The sequence below is a fragment of the Bacteroides salyersiae WAL 10018 = DSM 18765 = JCM 12988 genome, from assembly GCF_000381365.1.
Taxonomy (GTDB): Bacteria; Bacteroidota; Bacteroidia; order Bacteroidales; family Bacteroidaceae; genus Bacteroides; species Bacteroides salyersiae.
The window spans coordinates 3,012,481-3,025,055 of record NZ_KB905466.1 but is presented as its reverse complement, the minus strand read 5'-3'; the positions used below and the strand labels follow the sequence as shown (position 1 = coordinate 3,025,055).

General features: G+C 38.0%; 20 protein-coding genes. 1 reads left to right on the top strand and 19 read right to left on the bottom strand.

Annotated elements, in window-relative coordinates; genetic code table 11:
* Position 1: 1 nt before the first annotated feature.
* On the bottom strand, positions 2-634 hold the full coding sequence (locus HMPREF1532_RS11210) for a DUF6563 family protein (RefSeq protein WP_025819175.1): 633 nt from the start codon (positions 632-634) through the stop codon (positions 2-4).
* A gap of 486 nt (positions 635-1,120) precedes the next feature.
* Here HMPREF1532_RS11210 and HMPREF1532_RS11205 point away from each other — a divergent pair, with 486 nt between their 5' ends.
* Positions 1,121-2,935 (top strand): MutS family DNA mismatch repair protein, encoded by a 1,815-nt coding sequence (locus HMPREF1532_RS11205; RefSeq protein ID WP_005929078.1) that lies wholly within the window; start codon positions 1,121-1,123, stop codon positions 2,933-2,935.
* Positions 2,936-2,965: 30 nt separating this feature from the next.
* On the opposite strand, the gene HMPREF1532_RS11200 is transcribed toward HMPREF1532_RS11205, so the two are convergent.
* The 18 genes from HMPREF1532_RS11200 to rpsN form a co-directional block, all read right to left on the bottom strand.
* Positions 2,966-3,505, bottom strand: a complete 540-nt coding sequence (locus HMPREF1532_RS11200; RefSeq protein ID WP_005929075.1) for a hypothetical protein — start codon at positions 3,503-3,505, stop codon at positions 2,966-2,968.
* Positions 3,506-3,610: 105 nt separating this feature from the next.
* The gene (locus tag HMPREF1532_RS11195) at positions 3,611-4,003 is read right to left on the bottom strand and encodes a hypothetical protein (protein ID WP_005929073.1); all 393 of its coding nucleotides are present in this window, start codon (positions 4,001-4,003) and stop codon (positions 3,611-3,613) included.
* Positions 4,004-4,141: 138 nt separating this feature from the next.
* Positions 4,142-4,630, bottom strand: a complete 489-nt coding sequence (rplQ, locus tag HMPREF1532_RS11190; RefSeq protein WP_005929070.1) for a 50S ribosomal protein L17 — start codon at positions 4,628-4,630, stop codon at positions 4,142-4,144.
* A gap of 3 nt (positions 4,631-4,633) precedes the next feature.
* Positions 4,634-5,626 carry a DNA-directed RNA polymerase subunit alpha gene (locus tag HMPREF1532_RS11185; protein WP_005929068.1) on the bottom strand — a complete coding sequence of 331 codons (993 nt, stop codon included), beginning with the start codon at positions 5,624-5,626 and terminating at the stop codon, positions 4,634-4,636.
* A gap of 11 nt (positions 5,627-5,637) precedes the next feature.
* Complete coding sequence (gene rpsD / locus HMPREF1532_RS11180; RefSeq protein WP_005929066.1) at positions 5,638-6,243, bottom strand: 30S ribosomal protein S4; 606 nt, start codon at positions 6,241-6,243, stop codon at positions 5,638-5,640.
* A 119-nt stretch (positions 6,244-6,362) separates the two neighbouring features.
* Positions 6,363-6,752, bottom strand: a complete 390-nt coding sequence (rpsK, locus tag HMPREF1532_RS11175; protein WP_005656474.1) for a 30S ribosomal protein S11 — start codon at positions 6,750-6,752, stop codon at positions 6,363-6,365.
* Positions 6,753-6,763: 11 nt separating this feature from the next.
* Positions 6,764-7,144, bottom strand: coding sequence for a 30S ribosomal protein S13 (gene rpsM, locus HMPREF1532_RS11170; RefSeq protein WP_004296328.1), 381 nt, complete (start codon positions 7,142-7,144; stop codon positions 6,764-6,766).
* A 36-nt stretch (positions 7,145-7,180) separates the two neighbouring features.
* A complete protein-coding gene (ykgO, locus tag HMPREF1532_RS20900) occupies positions 7,181-7,297 on the bottom strand; it encodes a type B 50S ribosomal protein L36 (protein WP_002558051.1) in 117 nt (38 codons plus the stop codon).
* Between the two features lie 9 nt (positions 7,298-7,306).
* Entirely contained in the window at positions 7,307-7,525 is a 219-nt protein-coding gene (gene infA, locus HMPREF1532_RS11165; protein WP_002558052.1) for a translation initiation factor IF-1, read from the bottom strand.
* A 1-nt stretch (position 7,526) separates the two neighbouring features.
* Complete coding sequence (gene map / locus HMPREF1532_RS11160) at positions 7,527-8,324, bottom strand: type I methionyl aminopeptidase (protein WP_005929063.1); 798 nt, start codon at positions 8,322-8,324, stop codon at positions 7,527-7,529.
* Positions 8,325-8,338: 14 nt separating this feature from the next.
* Positions 8,339-9,679 carry a preprotein translocase subunit SecY gene (secY, locus tag HMPREF1532_RS11155; RefSeq protein ID WP_005929061.1) on the bottom strand — a complete coding sequence of 447 codons (1,341 nt, stop codon included), beginning with the start codon at positions 9,677-9,679 and terminating at the stop codon, positions 8,339-8,341.
* A 4-nt stretch (positions 9,680-9,683) separates the two neighbouring features.
* Positions 9,684-10,130 (bottom strand): 50S ribosomal protein L15, encoded by a 447-nt coding sequence (gene rplO, locus HMPREF1532_RS11150; RefSeq protein WP_005929059.1) that lies wholly within the window; start codon positions 10,128-10,130, stop codon positions 9,684-9,686.
* A gap of 32 nt (positions 10,131-10,162) precedes the next feature.
* Positions 10,163-10,339, bottom strand: coding sequence for a 50S ribosomal protein L30 (gene rpmD, locus HMPREF1532_RS11145; protein WP_005929058.1), 177 nt, complete (start codon positions 10,337-10,339; stop codon positions 10,163-10,165).
* 9 nt (positions 10,340-10,348) lie between these two features.
* Complete coding sequence (rpsE, locus tag HMPREF1532_RS11140) at positions 10,349-10,867, bottom strand: 30S ribosomal protein S5 (protein ID WP_005929056.1); 519 nt, start codon at positions 10,865-10,867, stop codon at positions 10,349-10,351.
* 5 nt (positions 10,868-10,872) lie between these two features.
* Positions 10,873-11,217, bottom strand: a complete 345-nt coding sequence (gene rplR / locus HMPREF1532_RS11135) for a 50S ribosomal protein L18 (RefSeq protein ID WP_005929054.1) — start codon at positions 11,215-11,217, stop codon at positions 10,873-10,875.
* A 21-nt stretch (positions 11,218-11,238) separates the two neighbouring features.
* Positions 11,239-11,808: a 50S ribosomal protein L6 gene (gene rplF / locus HMPREF1532_RS11130; RefSeq protein WP_005929051.1), complete on the bottom strand. Its 570-nt coding sequence runs from the start codon at positions 11,806-11,808 to the stop codon at positions 11,239-11,241.
* Between the two features lie 15 nt (positions 11,809-11,823).
* A complete protein-coding gene (gene rpsH / locus HMPREF1532_RS11125; protein ID WP_005929047.1) occupies positions 11,824-12,219 on the bottom strand; it encodes a 30S ribosomal protein S8 in 396 nt (131 codons plus the stop codon).
* A 54-nt stretch (positions 12,220-12,273) separates the two neighbouring features.
* Positions 12,274-12,573, bottom strand: a complete 300-nt coding sequence (rpsN, locus tag HMPREF1532_RS11120) for a 30S ribosomal protein S14 (RefSeq protein ID WP_004296337.1) — start codon at positions 12,571-12,573, stop codon at positions 12,274-12,276.
* Positions 12,574-12,575: the final 2 nt, after the last annotated feature.

Sequence of the window (12,575 nt, the reverse complement as noted above, 5' to 3'; positions counted from 1 at the left end):
ATTATTTATCGAGTTCCTTAAGCAACTGCAGATACTTGCCGGTGGTCTTCGCCGACTCACTGTTTTCCTTCAAATATTCCTCTTTCCACTCGGGATACGACTCCAACAAAGCACACATACGATCCTTTCCGACAAAATCTACTTTACCGGTAGTTGCATCGATCTCGTAATACACTCGTTTCGAAACCAAACCCGAAGCTGCAATGGCGTCACCGACCGATCCCCCTAATGTAACATCCATCGTCACTGACGAACCGCCTGCAACAGATCCCAAAGGTACTGCACTAAAAAAGACATTCCCGTCAAGCCACATAGCAGGAGCATACCAACCGCCGAAGCGTAAACGTTTATAACGCAACTTCTTGCAATTAACATAAAGTGATGTATCCGACTGTACCGCATAACAACGCCCTTTCAGATACTTACACAATGCTTTATTATCATCGGCACTAATTTTATAATCGGCCCCTCCAGACAATGAAATCTGATTCTTCGTCCGTTTTTCGATTTTCAACGCCGCCACCGTATCCCCCTTATGGGCTAACAAATCTTTTAAGGTGGAATAAACAATATCTTGTGCAGCCAGATGCAGTCCCACAAGAGTCATAAAACAAATAATCCACAGTTTCTTCATAAGCATCTCCTTTCACTGGCATTAATCGTTTGGAAAGTTACACCATTTGACTTACTGAAGCAAGTTTTCAAAGCAAAAGTTTCAAAAAAAAAGGGAAAAGCTTGATAGAAGCCGCAGATTATAGTATCTTTGTATCACTATTTATAAAGTATATTAAGATTTAAATAGGATAAAAGGAAAAGGTTGCGGCTTTTTCCTTTTTTATTTTACCTACCGGAGAAAAAACTAATATACCGGATATCCGAACAAGATTTCTACCATAGTTTTGTCATTTTTAATGCCGTCTTACGACTAATTAGATAGTATGTCAAGAGTAATCACATTACTTATCAACCCACTTCACATACTATGTGACGAAAAAATTGAGAACGACTTTCGAAACAGATAGGCTTTAGTTAATAAAAAGTAAATCTACTCTTGACAAAAACAAGCTTAATACAGCCTGACTGTTAATATAGTACATTTGTAAAAAACAATAAAGCGGTAATGAAACAATTAGATGACATCATTCAAACTTATCAGAATATCATTAGAGAAACAGAACAAAAGCTAAGTAAAGAGAAACGACGTATCTACCGTATCAGTACTTTACGATTCATTCTTTTTATTGCAGGAATTGTAGGAGTCATTCATTTCTGGGAAAACGGATGGCTCATCGTAACCGGAATAGCTGCCATCACTTTTCTTCCTTTCATCTTTTTGGTAAAGCTCCACAATCGTCTGTTTTATGAAAAAGAATATCTTGAAAAAAAAATAGAAATAAACCAGCAGGAACTGCAAGCTATAAATTACGATACTTCTTCTTTTGACGGTGGGAAGGAATTTATCGATCCGGCGCATCTTTATTCGTATGACTTAGACGTATTCGGTGAACACTCACTTTTCCAATACATTAATCGTACATCAACCGATCTGGGTAAAAAGCGCTTAGTCCACTGGCTTAATAATCACTTGGAAAGTAAAGAAGAAATAGAAAAACGGCAAGAAGGAGTAAAAGAACTGACCTCGGAATTTGAAATGCGGCAGCATTTTCGTATCCTCGGCTTATTGTACAAAGGGAAATCTGCAGATGAAAAAGAGATAATAGCCTGGGCCGACAGTCCGAGTTATTATCGAAATCGCATCTTGCTACGAGCACTTCCCATCATTGTTCCTGTAACTAATATTATACTTATTACATTGGCTATCGCAGGTATAATATCCAGTACAATACCAAGTGTGGCCTTTGTAGGATTCTTTTTGCTCAGTCTGGCTTTTTCCAAAGGCATTACCAAAATACAAACCCTATATGGCAAGAAACTTCAGATATTGGCAACATATGCTAATCTTATCCGTATAATAGAAGAAAAAAGCCTACAAAGCACCGTTCTTCAGGAAATACAACAATTGGTAGGCGGCAAAAAACAAACTGCATCGCAAGCTGTTAAAAAACTCACAGCTCTAATGAATGCCCTCGACCAACGCGGCAATATGCTGATGTCTTTTGTTCTCAATGGCTCGTTGTTTTGGGAACTGAGACAAATCATGAGAATTGAAGCCTGGAAAGAAGATCATGCTTCGGAGCTTCCGTCTTGGCTCAAAGCCATTGGAGAAATAGATGCTTATTGTTCATTGGCTACTTTCGCCTACAATCATCCGGAATATATCTATCCGGAAATCAGTTCGCAACCTTTTGAGATGACAGCTAAAGCACTCGGGCATCCACTGATGAATCGGGATAAATGTATTCGCAATAATATAAATATCACCAAACGCCCATTCTTCATTATCATTACCGGAGCCAACATGGCAGGTAAAAGTACTTATCTCCGTACCGTAGGAATCAACTATCTGCTTGCCTGCATCGGTGCTCCCGTATGGGCCGAACAAATAAAGCTATACCCTTCTCGATTGATTACCAGCCTGCGCACCAGTGACTCACTCACAGACAACGAATCCTATTTCTTCGCCGAATTAAAACGGCTGAAACTGATTATCGACAAGCTAAATGCCGGTGAAGAGCTATTTATTATCCTCGATGAAATTTTAAAAGGTACAAACTCTACCGATAAACAGAAAGGCTCCTTCGCCTTAATCAAGCAATTCATGACCCTACATACGAATGGTATCATAGCTACTCATGACCTAATGTTAGGTACTCTTATCGATCTCTTTCCGAGCAACATTCGCAATTACTGCTTTGAAGCAGATATTACAAACAATGAACTCACCTTCTCTTACCAAATGAGGAATGGTGTTGCACAAAATATGAATGCATGCTTTTTAATGAAAAAAATGGGGATAGCCGTCATAGACGACTAATCCCCATTCCCTGCAAATTAAAGTTAAGCCTTAGCGTAACTTACATTTTGACAGAAAAGCAGCTACAGCAGATGCCTCTCCATTCGTAAAATACTGCACTGAAGTTATAGGATTATATGTATAAGGTACAAACTGGAACAACTGCACAGCCGCAAACTTCTTATCTTCGGAAAGTATTACATCCATACGGATGTTCCCACTACTCTCACTTTTCAGCATCGTATCAACAGGAAACATACCAGATTTCACCATTTCCTTCAATTGATCCATATATTTCAAATCAAAAAATATACTTTGTTCTTTTGCAACACTACCAGTAGGTAGATAAACAACCTCTTTTGATTTCCAGAACAAACGGAAAATACCAATTAAGAACATTCCGGAGCCTATAACCATTAATCCCATACTTAAGGTAGAAGAACGGTCTTCCATCTCAAAAGTAGAGACAAAAGCTAATACACCAACAAGTAAAATTAAACCAGAAAAAATAACTCCAGAAAGACTTGTACGTTTTACAATATCAGGATGAGAAGATGCAAAAATCGTTGCATCGATAGTTTGAGTTGCCATATTATAATGAGTTTAATTTATTAGTAGAATAAAAAATAAGATAAATAATAACACATATATTTGATGCATTATCCAAAATAAAACAGAACCAATAAATTAAAACAGCTAAATAATAATACGCCTTAAAGTAAAGACATAATATTCACTCGACGGGTGACAATAATAAGAAGTAGTAGTACCATATAGTCGCCCACGATGCTGCACCAAAACAGCTTCTCGCGATGAAAGCTTCAGAGCCAAGGCTTTCAAGGACATTGAATATTCAAGTAGATTAATACGCTGTATACGGGAAGTCATTATCTGATGGGATTGAACTGCACTTGACAACTCACCTTCAGGGAAATAAGGCAATTGAGCACTGGTCACTTTCTGCGAATATGCCGTATAAGTAAAATCATATTGACCTTCCACCGGTATTTCAGTGAAAAGATTGCTCGCTACACAATGAAGTGTTACAGCAAACAACAAAAACAATATTACCTTTACAAATTTTGCCATATCTCCCTGCAAATATAACAGAATATCCAATCCGAATGTTCAGTGAAAGAGTTAATTAAAGTATCTTTAGAATTGAAAACAAAAAAGGTCACCTTTTTCAAGGCAACCTTTTCTATATCTATAAGAACAATTACTAAATTATTCTGCCGATTCAGCCTTAGGTTCTTCAGTTGCAAGAACTTCAGCAACAGGAGCAGCCTCTGTAGCGGCTTTTTTCGAACGACGAGTACGAGTAGCTTTCTTTGCAACTTTCTCTTTTGCCATGTTTTCGTTGTAATCAACAAGTTCAATGAAGCACATTTCTGCATTATCACCTAAACGATGACCAGTCTTGATAATACGAGTATAACCACCCGGACGATCTGCAATTTTCACAGAGATTTCCTTGAACAATTCTGTTACAGCAATCTTATCTTGCAAATTGCTAAATACAACACGACGAGAGTTTGTCGTGTCTTCTTTAGACTTTGTGATCAAAGGCTCAACAAATTTCTTCAACGCCTTCGCCTTTGCTACAGTCGTAGTGATTCTTTTGTGCTTGATCAAAGAACAAGCCATGTTAGATAACATAGCACTTCTATGAGAAGCAGTACGACCTAAATGATTAAATTTCTTATTATGTCTCATTTTTTATTCTTTATCTAATTTATATTTAGAAATGTCGGTTCCAAACGACAGATTCAGACTTTCCAGCAAATCATCAAGCTCGGTAAGCGATTTCTTTCCGAAGTTTCTGAATTTCAGCAAATCAGTTTTGTTGAACTGCACTAAATCGCCAAGAGTTTCTACATCAGCAGCCTTCAAGCAATTGAGAGCACGAACTGATAAGTCCATATCAACAAGTTTAGTTTTCAACAATTGACGCATATGCAGAACTTCCTCATCAAATTCTTCGTTACCATCCACATCATTATTCTCAAGAGTAATCTTTTCGTCTGAGAATAACATGAAATGATAAATCAAAATTTTAGCAGCTTCTTTCAGTGCTTCCTTCGGATGAATGGAACCGTCCGTAGCAATCTCAAGTATCAGCTTTTCATAGTCAGTCTTCTGTTCTACACGGAAGTTTTCTACAGCATACTTCACATTACGTATCGGCGTATAAATAGAGTCGATTGGAATTACATTCACATCAGTACAATATTCGCGGTTTTCATCAGCGGGGACATAACCACGACCCTTATTGATTGTAATATCAATCTGCATAGTTGACTTAGAATCTAAATGACAAATAACTAATTCCGGATTTAACACTTCAAATCCAGTCAAATATTTACCTATGTCACCTGCTCTAAATTCACTTGAATTCTCCACCGTGATACTCACTTTCTCACTTTCGAATTCTTCAACTACTTGCTTGAACCTAACTTGCTTCAGATTCAAGATAATGTTGGTAACATCCTCTTTTACTCCAGGAACACTAGAAAATTCATGCTCAACACCATCTATGCGAATAGTGGTAATGGCAAAACCCTCTAATGAAGAAAGGAGGATACGGCGTAATGCATTACCTACAGTAATACCAAAACCGGGTTCCAACGGACGAAATTCGAACTTACCGAATCTAGAATCCGCTTCCAACATTAATACTTTATCAGGTTTTTGAAATGCTAATATCGCCATGAAATTAATTATTATTTAGAATACAATTCAACGATCAAATGCTCTTTAATGTTCTCAGGAATGTCTGCTCTTTCAGGAATATGCAACAATTTGCCAACCTTTGAAGCTTCATCCCATTCCAACCAAGCATATTTGCTGTGATTAAAACCCGCAAGAGAATTAGCAATCACTTCCAAAGATTTGGATCTTTCGCGAACACCGATCAACTGTCCGGGTTTCACTGCATATGAAGGAATGTTCACCACCTGTCCGTCAACAGTAATATGTCTGTGACTTACCAACTGACGAGCCGCTGCGCGAGTAGGCGCAATACCCAAACGGAATACAATGTTATCTAAGCGACCTTCCAACAATTGAAGAAGAATTTCACCGGTAATACCTTTAGCGGCTTCTGCTTTCTCAAACAAGTTACGGAATTGTTTTTCTAATACTCCATAAGTATATTTAGCTTTCTGTTTCTCACGAAGCTGAATACCGTATTCTGAAGTTTTTCTTTTTCTTGAATTTCCATGTTGTCCGGGAGGATAATTCTTCTTTGATAAAACTTTATCAGCTCCAAAGATACCTTCACCGAATTTACGGGCTATTCTTGATTTTGGTCCAGTATATCTAGCCATTTCTTTTAAATATTTAATTGTTTATTCATGAACTTAAATTTGTTGCAGCCGCGATTACAGAGAAGAATTTGATGCAATCCAAAAACAAAATCAAGTATCATTTTCATTAAAGGTAAATTTTAAACTCTACGTCTTTTCGGAGGGCGACAACCATTATGTGGAAGCGGAGTTACGTCAATAATTTCAGTAACTTCAATACCTGCACCGTGGATAGTTCTAATAGCAGACTCACGTCCGTTACCCGGTCCCTTTACGTATGCTTTTACCTTTCTCAGGCCAAGATCATATGCCACTTTCGCGCAATCTTGGGCAGCCATCTGAGCTGCATAAGGAGTATTCTTTTTAGAACCTCTAAATCCCATTTTTCCAGCAGATGACCAAGAAATAATCTGCCCTTCACTATTTGCAAGAGAAACAATAATATTGTTGAAAGATGAATGAACGTGCAACTGTCCATTAGCATCTACCTTTACATTTCTCTTCTTAGCTGCGACTGTTTTTTTTGCCATATCAACAATTATTATTTAGTAGCTTTTTTCTTATTAGCAACGGTTTTCTTTCTACCCTTACGAGTACGTGCATTGTTCTTGGTGCTCTGACCTCTAACAGGTAGTCCAATACGGTGACGTACACCACGATAACAACCAATATCCATTAATCGCTTAATGTTCAATTGTATTTCAGAACGAAGATCACCTTCAACCTTATACTCTGCACCGATGATCTCACGAATCTTTGCAGCCTGATCATCTGTCCAGTCTTTCACCTTCAGATCTTTGTCTACACCAGCTTTATCTAAAATTTTTGCTGAACTACTACGACCTATTCCATATACATAGGTCAACGCAATCTCACCTCTCTTATTCTGAGGTAAATCTACACCAACTATTCTTATAGCCATATTATATTAAATTATTTTTTTTGCAAAAATAATAAATTATCCTTGACGTTGTTTATACTTAGGATTTTTCTTGTTAATAACATACAAACGGCCATTACGTCTAACGATCTTACATTCTGGCGTACGTTTCTTTAATGATGCTCTTACTTTCATATCTAATTTTTATTTATATCTAAATACAATTCTTCCTTTTGATAAATCGTAAGGAGACATTTCAACTCTTACTTTATCCCCCGGCAAGATTTTAATGTAGTGCATTCTCATCTTACCAGAAATATGAGCAGTAATTTCATGCCCGTTTTCTAATTCAACACGAAACATTGCATTAGACAATGCTTCAACTATAACTCCATCTTGTTCTATTGCAGATTGCTTTGCCATACTATATTGCTTTATCTCCTAAAACTTCTTCAATGAATTTAAATGATGAAAGAATATCCGCCTCGCCTGCACCTACTGCAATGGTATGCTCAAAATGTGCAGCACATTTCCGGTCTCTTGTTCTCACAGTCCATCCGTCACGCTCCATTATAACTTGCCGATTACCCAAAGTTATCATAGGTTCTATTGCAATACAAAGTCCCTTTTTCAATAGCGTACCGTATCCTCTTTTACCATAATTAGGAACCTGAGGATCCTCATGCATCTCCTTACCAATGCCATGACCGACAAACTCACGTACTACGCCATAAGAATGGGATTCACAATATTGTTGAATAGCATATCCAATATCACCGATTCTCTTACCTTGTACAGCATTCTGAATACCTATATATAATGCCTCCTTAGTAACTTTCAACAAATTCCGAACTTCCTCGTCCACCTCGCCTACACAAAACGTATACGCTGAATCACCACAAAAACCATTCATATAAGTTCCACAATCCACAGATACAATATCGCCTTCTTTCAAAACAATATTTCCCGGAATACCATGTACGACTTCGTCATTAACAGAAGTACATAAAGAACCAGGAAACGGATCTCCATATTGATTAGGAAATCCTTTGAAAGTCGGAACAGCTCCATTATCTCTAATAAACTCTTCGGCGACTTTATCCAATTCACGAGTGGTTATGCCTGGCTTAATCAATTTAGCAACTTCAGCCAATGTTTTTCCTACAAGCAAATTACTCTGACGGAGCAGCTCAATTTCATCTTCTGTTTTAAGAAATATCATTTCTATTAAAAGAATTAATATGCGGCTACACCAGCACGCCCCTTAATACGACCCGATTTCAACAGACCGTCATAATGTCTCATTAACAAATGACTTTCAACCTGTTGCAGCGTATCAAGAACTACACCTACAAGAATTAACAAAGATGTACCACCGAAGAATTGAGCAAACTCAGCTTTCACACCAATCAAACCGGCAAATGCAGGCATAATGGCAACCAAAGCCAAGAAGAAAGAACCGGGCAATGTAATACGCGACATTATATCGTCAATGTATTCAGCCGTTTTCTTACCAGGCTTGATACCCGGGATGAAACCGTTATTTCTCTTCATATCTTCAGCCATCTGGTTCGGATTAATCGTAATTGCCGTATAGAAGTATGTAAACAATATAATCATTACAGCAAAAACAAAGTTATACCAGAAACTCGTATGATCAGTAAATGCACGTACAAAACCGCTCACATTATTGACATTCGAAAATCCAATTAAAGTGATCGGGATAAACATTATCGCCTGAGCAAAGATGATAGGCATTACACCTGCAGCATTTACCTTCAAAGGGATATACTGTCTTGCACCACCATACTGTTTATTACCAACAATTCTTTTTGCATACTGTACAGGAATCTTTCTCGTTCCTTGCACTAAAAGAATCGCACCGGCAATTACTATCAACAGGAATACCATTTCAAACAAAAACATGATCATTCCTCCTGTCTTATCAGTCATACGGGAAATAAATTCCTGAGCCAAAGACTGCGGAAGACGAGCAATGATACCAATCAAAATGATAAATGAAATACCATTACCAATACCCTTATCTGTGATTCTTTCACCAAGCCACAAGATAAACATACTTCCAGCTGCCAGAATAATGGTAGAAGTAACCATGAACAGAGTCCAATCTAATGAAGCATTTAAGGAAGGTCCAGCCTGCATTTTAAGATTGAGCAAATAAGAAGGGGCCTGAACCAAAAGGATAGCAATCGTCAAATAACGTGTATACTGGTTCATTTTTCTTCTGCCGCTCTCTCCCTCCCGTTGCAGCTTCTGGAAATATGGCACAGCAATTCCCAACAACTGGATAACGATAGATGCAGAGATATAAGGCATAATTCCTAATGCAAAAATAGAGGCATTAGAAAATGCTCCTCCTGAGAACATGTTTAACAAGGCTAAAAGGCCTTCGCTTGTTTGTTGATGCAATTGTGTCAGCATACCCGGATTAATACCAGGCAGCACAACATACGAACCAAAACGGTAAATCGCCACAAACAATATGGTGATGAGGATCCGCTGTCTCAGATCCTCAATCTTCCATATATTCTTTAATGTTTCAATAGCTTTTCTCATTGAATCAGAGTTTTACTACAGTTCCACCTATAGCTTCGATAGCAGCAGTTGCACTCTTTGAAAATGCATGAGCTTCTACATCCAGCTTAGTAGTCAAAGTTCCGTTACCTAATACTTTTACCAACTGGCTTGAAGAAATAAATCCAGCTTCGATAAAGTCATTAACACCTACTTTCTCCAAATTCTTAGCTTCAGCCAATTTCTGAATTGTATCAAGATTAATAGCCTTATATTCTACGCGATTGATATTCTTAAAACCAAATTTAGGTACACGACGTTGAAGAGGCATCTGACCACCTTCAAAACCGATCTTTTTAGAGTATCCAGATCTTGATTTAGCTCCTTTATGACCTCTTGTAGAAGTACCTCCTAAACCAGATCCCGGACCGCGTCCGATTCTTTTTCTTGTTTTAGTAGAGCCTTCTGCAGGTTTTAAATTACTTAAGTTCATATTGTAATTCGTTTTATTTATTCAACAAATAATTACTTAACAATGGTAACCAAGTGTTTAACCTTATCTACCATCCCAAGAATTGAAGGAGTACATTCGTGCTCAACCACACGATTCAGTTTACGAAGTCCCAGTGCATCAAGAGTTCTTTTTTGATCAGCTGGAGCACCAATTCTGCTTTTAACTTGTTTGATCTTTATAGTTGACATATCTCCTCCTTATCCTCTAAATACTTTTTCAACACTAATTCCTCTGTTCTGAGCAACCATTCTTGCATCACGCATTTCGCCTAAAGCCATGATAGTAGCCTTAACCAAGTTGTGCGGATTGGAAGAACCTTTTGATTTGGCCAAAACATCTGTTACACCAACACTCTCCAATACAGCACGCATAGCACCACCAGCTACAACACCGGTTCCGTGGGATGCAGGCTTGATGAATACTTCAGCTCCACCAAATTTTGCTGTTTGTTCGTGAGGAACCGTACCTTTCAAAACCGGAACTTTAACCAGATTTTTCTTAGCAGATTCAACACCCTTTGCGATAGCCGCTGTTACTTCACCTGCTTTACCAAGCCCCCAACCAATGATTCCTTCTTCGTTACCTACAACAACAATTGCAGAGAAACTAAAAGTTCTACCACCTTTGGTTACCTTAGTAACACGATTGATAGCAACCAGTCTATCTTTCAGTTCTATATCGTTAGAAACTTTAACTCTATTATTTACTCCTGCCATAATGATTAAAATTTAAGTCCACCGTTACGAGCAGCATCAGCCACTTCTTTTACTCTCCCATGATACAAGTAACCATTACGGTCGAAAACAACGGTAGTAATACCTGCTTCCTGAGCCTTTTTAGCAATCATTTCCCCAACCTTAACAGCTTGCTCTTTTTTGGGTAACTTCTCAGTCATACCAAGAGATGAAGCAGCTGCCAAAGTCTTACCTGACAAATCGTCGATAATCTGGACATAGATTTGCTTGTTACTTCTAAATACACTCATACGCGGACATGCAGTAGTACCTGACACTTTATTGCGTACTCTATATTTGATCTTAATTCGTCTTTCTATTTTTGTTGTCATGATGATATAAATTTATTTAATCTACTTAGCGCCGGCTGATTTACCAGACTTTCTGCGAATCTCTTCGCCAACAAACTTAATACCTTTTCCCTTATATGGTTCAGGCTTACGGAAAGAACGTATTTTAGAGCAAACTTGACCTAGCAACTGTTTATCGCAAGACTCTAAGATAATAAGAGGATTCTTATTTCTTTCAGATTTTGTCTCTACTTTAACCTCAGAAGGCAACTGTATAAAGATATTGTGTGTGTAACCTAAGGCCAATTCAATGATGTTTCCCTGGTTAGAAGCACGATAACCTACACCGACAAGCTCCAACTCTTTCTTGTAACCTTCAGATACGCCCACAACCATGTTGTGAACCAATGAACGGTACAAACCGTGGAAAGCATGTTTTTGCTTCGGATTATCAAGCATTGCATTTTCGTTTTCACTTAAAGTTACGTGTCCATCTTCAATAGAAACATTGATAGCAGGATTCACATATTGGCTAAGTTCGCCTTTGGGTCCCTTTACGGTAACCACATTATCCTTCAGAGTAACTGTTACTCCCGCAGGAATACTAATGGGTAATTTTCCTATTCTTGACATTGCTTTTTCCTCCTATTAATATACATAACACAATACTTCACCACCGATTTTCAGCTCAGCAGCTTCTTTGTTTGTCATTACACCTTTGGAAGTAGATATAATAGCAATACCCAAACCATTAATAACACGCGGCATATCTTTGTAACCGGTATACTGGCGTAAACCCGGAGAAGATATTCTTACAAGTTTTTTGATTGCGTTAACCTTGTTAACTGAATCGTACTTCAAGGCAACCTTGATCGTTCCCTGAGGACCATCTTCTACAAACTTATAATTAAGGATGTAGCCTTTTTCAAAAAGAATCTTAGTGATTTCTTTTTTCAAATTTGAAGCAGGAACTTCTACTACTCTGTGTTTTGCTTGAATAGCGTTCCGCAACCTCGTCAAATAATCTGCTATTGGATCAGTCATATAATAAATAATTAAATTAATCAGGACTACCCTGACAATATTTAAACAATAAAATTACCAGCTTGCTTTCTTTACACCTGGAATAAGGCCGTTAGATGCCATCTCGCGGAACTGGATTCTTGAAATACCGAATTGACGGATATATCCTTTCGGACGACCAGTCAGCTTGCAACGATTGTGCATGCGGATCGGATTAGAATTCTTAGGCAGTTCCTGCAATTTCTGTGCTGCTTCAAAAGCATCAGCAGGATCACCTGTTCTCACAATTTGCTTCAAAGCAGCTCTTCTTTCGGCATATTTGGCTACTAATTTAGCACGCTTAACTTCGCGTGCTTTCATTGATTCCTTTGCCATAA

Bases quoted from the DNA above. Each gene is read 5' to 3' on its own strand.
- HMPREF1532_RS11210 (WP_025819175.1), bottom strand. From the start codon at position 634: ATGAAGAAACTGTGGATTATTTGTTTTATGACTCTTGTGGGACTGCAT.
- HMPREF1532_RS11205 (WP_005929078.1), top strand. From the start codon at position 1,121: ATGAAACAATTAGATGACATCATTCAAACTTATCAGAATATCATTAGA.
- HMPREF1532_RS11200 (WP_005929075.1), bottom strand. From the start codon at position 3,505: ATGGCAACTCAAACTATCGATGCAACGATTTTTGCATCTTCTCATCCT.
- HMPREF1532_RS11195 (WP_005929073.1), bottom strand. From the start codon at position 4,003: ATGGCAAAATTTGTAAAGGTAATATTGTTTTTGTTGTTTGCTGTAACA.
- rplQ (WP_005929070.1), bottom strand. From the start codon at position 4,630: ATGAGACATAATAAGAAATTTAATCATTTAGGTCGTACTGCTTCTCAT.
- HMPREF1532_RS11185 (WP_005929068.1), bottom strand. From the start codon at position 5,626: ATGGCGATATTAGCATTTCAAAAACCTGATAAAGTATTAATGTTGGAA.
- rpsD (WP_005929066.1), bottom strand. From the start codon at position 6,243: ATGGCTAGATATACTGGACCAAAATCAAGAATAGCCCGTAAATTCGGT.
- rpsK (WP_005656474.1), bottom strand. From the start codon at position 6,752: ATGGCAAAAAAAACAGTCGCAGCTAAGAAGAGAAATGTAAAGGTAGAT.
- rpsM (WP_004296328.1), bottom strand. From the start codon at position 7,144: ATGGCTATAAGAATAGTTGGTGTAGATTTACCTCAGAATAAGAGAGGT.
- ykgO (WP_002558051.1), bottom strand. From the start codon at position 7,297: ATGAAAGTAAGAGCATCATTAAAGAAACGTACGCCAGAATGTAAGATC.
- infA (WP_002558052.1), bottom strand. From the start codon at position 7,525: ATGGCAAAGCAATCTGCAATAGAACAAGATGGAGTTATAGTTGAAGCA.
- map (WP_005929063.1), bottom strand. From the start codon at position 8,324: ATGATATTTCTTAAAACAGAAGATGAAATTGAGCTGCTCCGTCAGAGT.
- secY (WP_005929061.1), bottom strand. From the start codon at position 9,679: ATGAGAAAAGCTATTGAAACATTAAAGAATATATGGAAGATTGAGGAT.
- rplO (WP_005929059.1), bottom strand. From the start codon at position 10,130: ATGAACTTAAGTAATTTAAAACCTGCAGAAGGCTCTACTAAAACAAGA.
- rpmD (WP_005929058.1), bottom strand. From the start codon at position 10,339: ATGTCAACTATAAAGATCAAACAAGTTAAAAGCAGAATTGGTGCTCCA.
- rpsE (WP_005929056.1), bottom strand. From the start codon at position 10,867: ATGGCAGGAGTAAATAATAGAGTTAAAGTTTCTAACGATATAGAACTG.
- rplR (WP_005929054.1), bottom strand. From the start codon at position 11,217: ATGACAACAAAAATAGAAAGACGAATTAAGATCAAATATAGAGTACGC.
- rplF (WP_005929051.1), bottom strand. From the start codon at position 11,808: ATGTCAAGAATAGGAAAATTACCCATTAGTATTCCTGCGGGAGTAACA.
- rpsH (WP_005929047.1), bottom strand. From the start codon at position 12,219: ATGACTGATCCAATAGCAGATTATTTGACGAGGTTGCGGAACGCTATT.
- rpsN (WP_004296337.1), bottom strand. From the start codon at position 12,573: ATGGCAAAGGAATCAATGAAAGCACGCGAAGTTAAGCGTGCTAAATTA.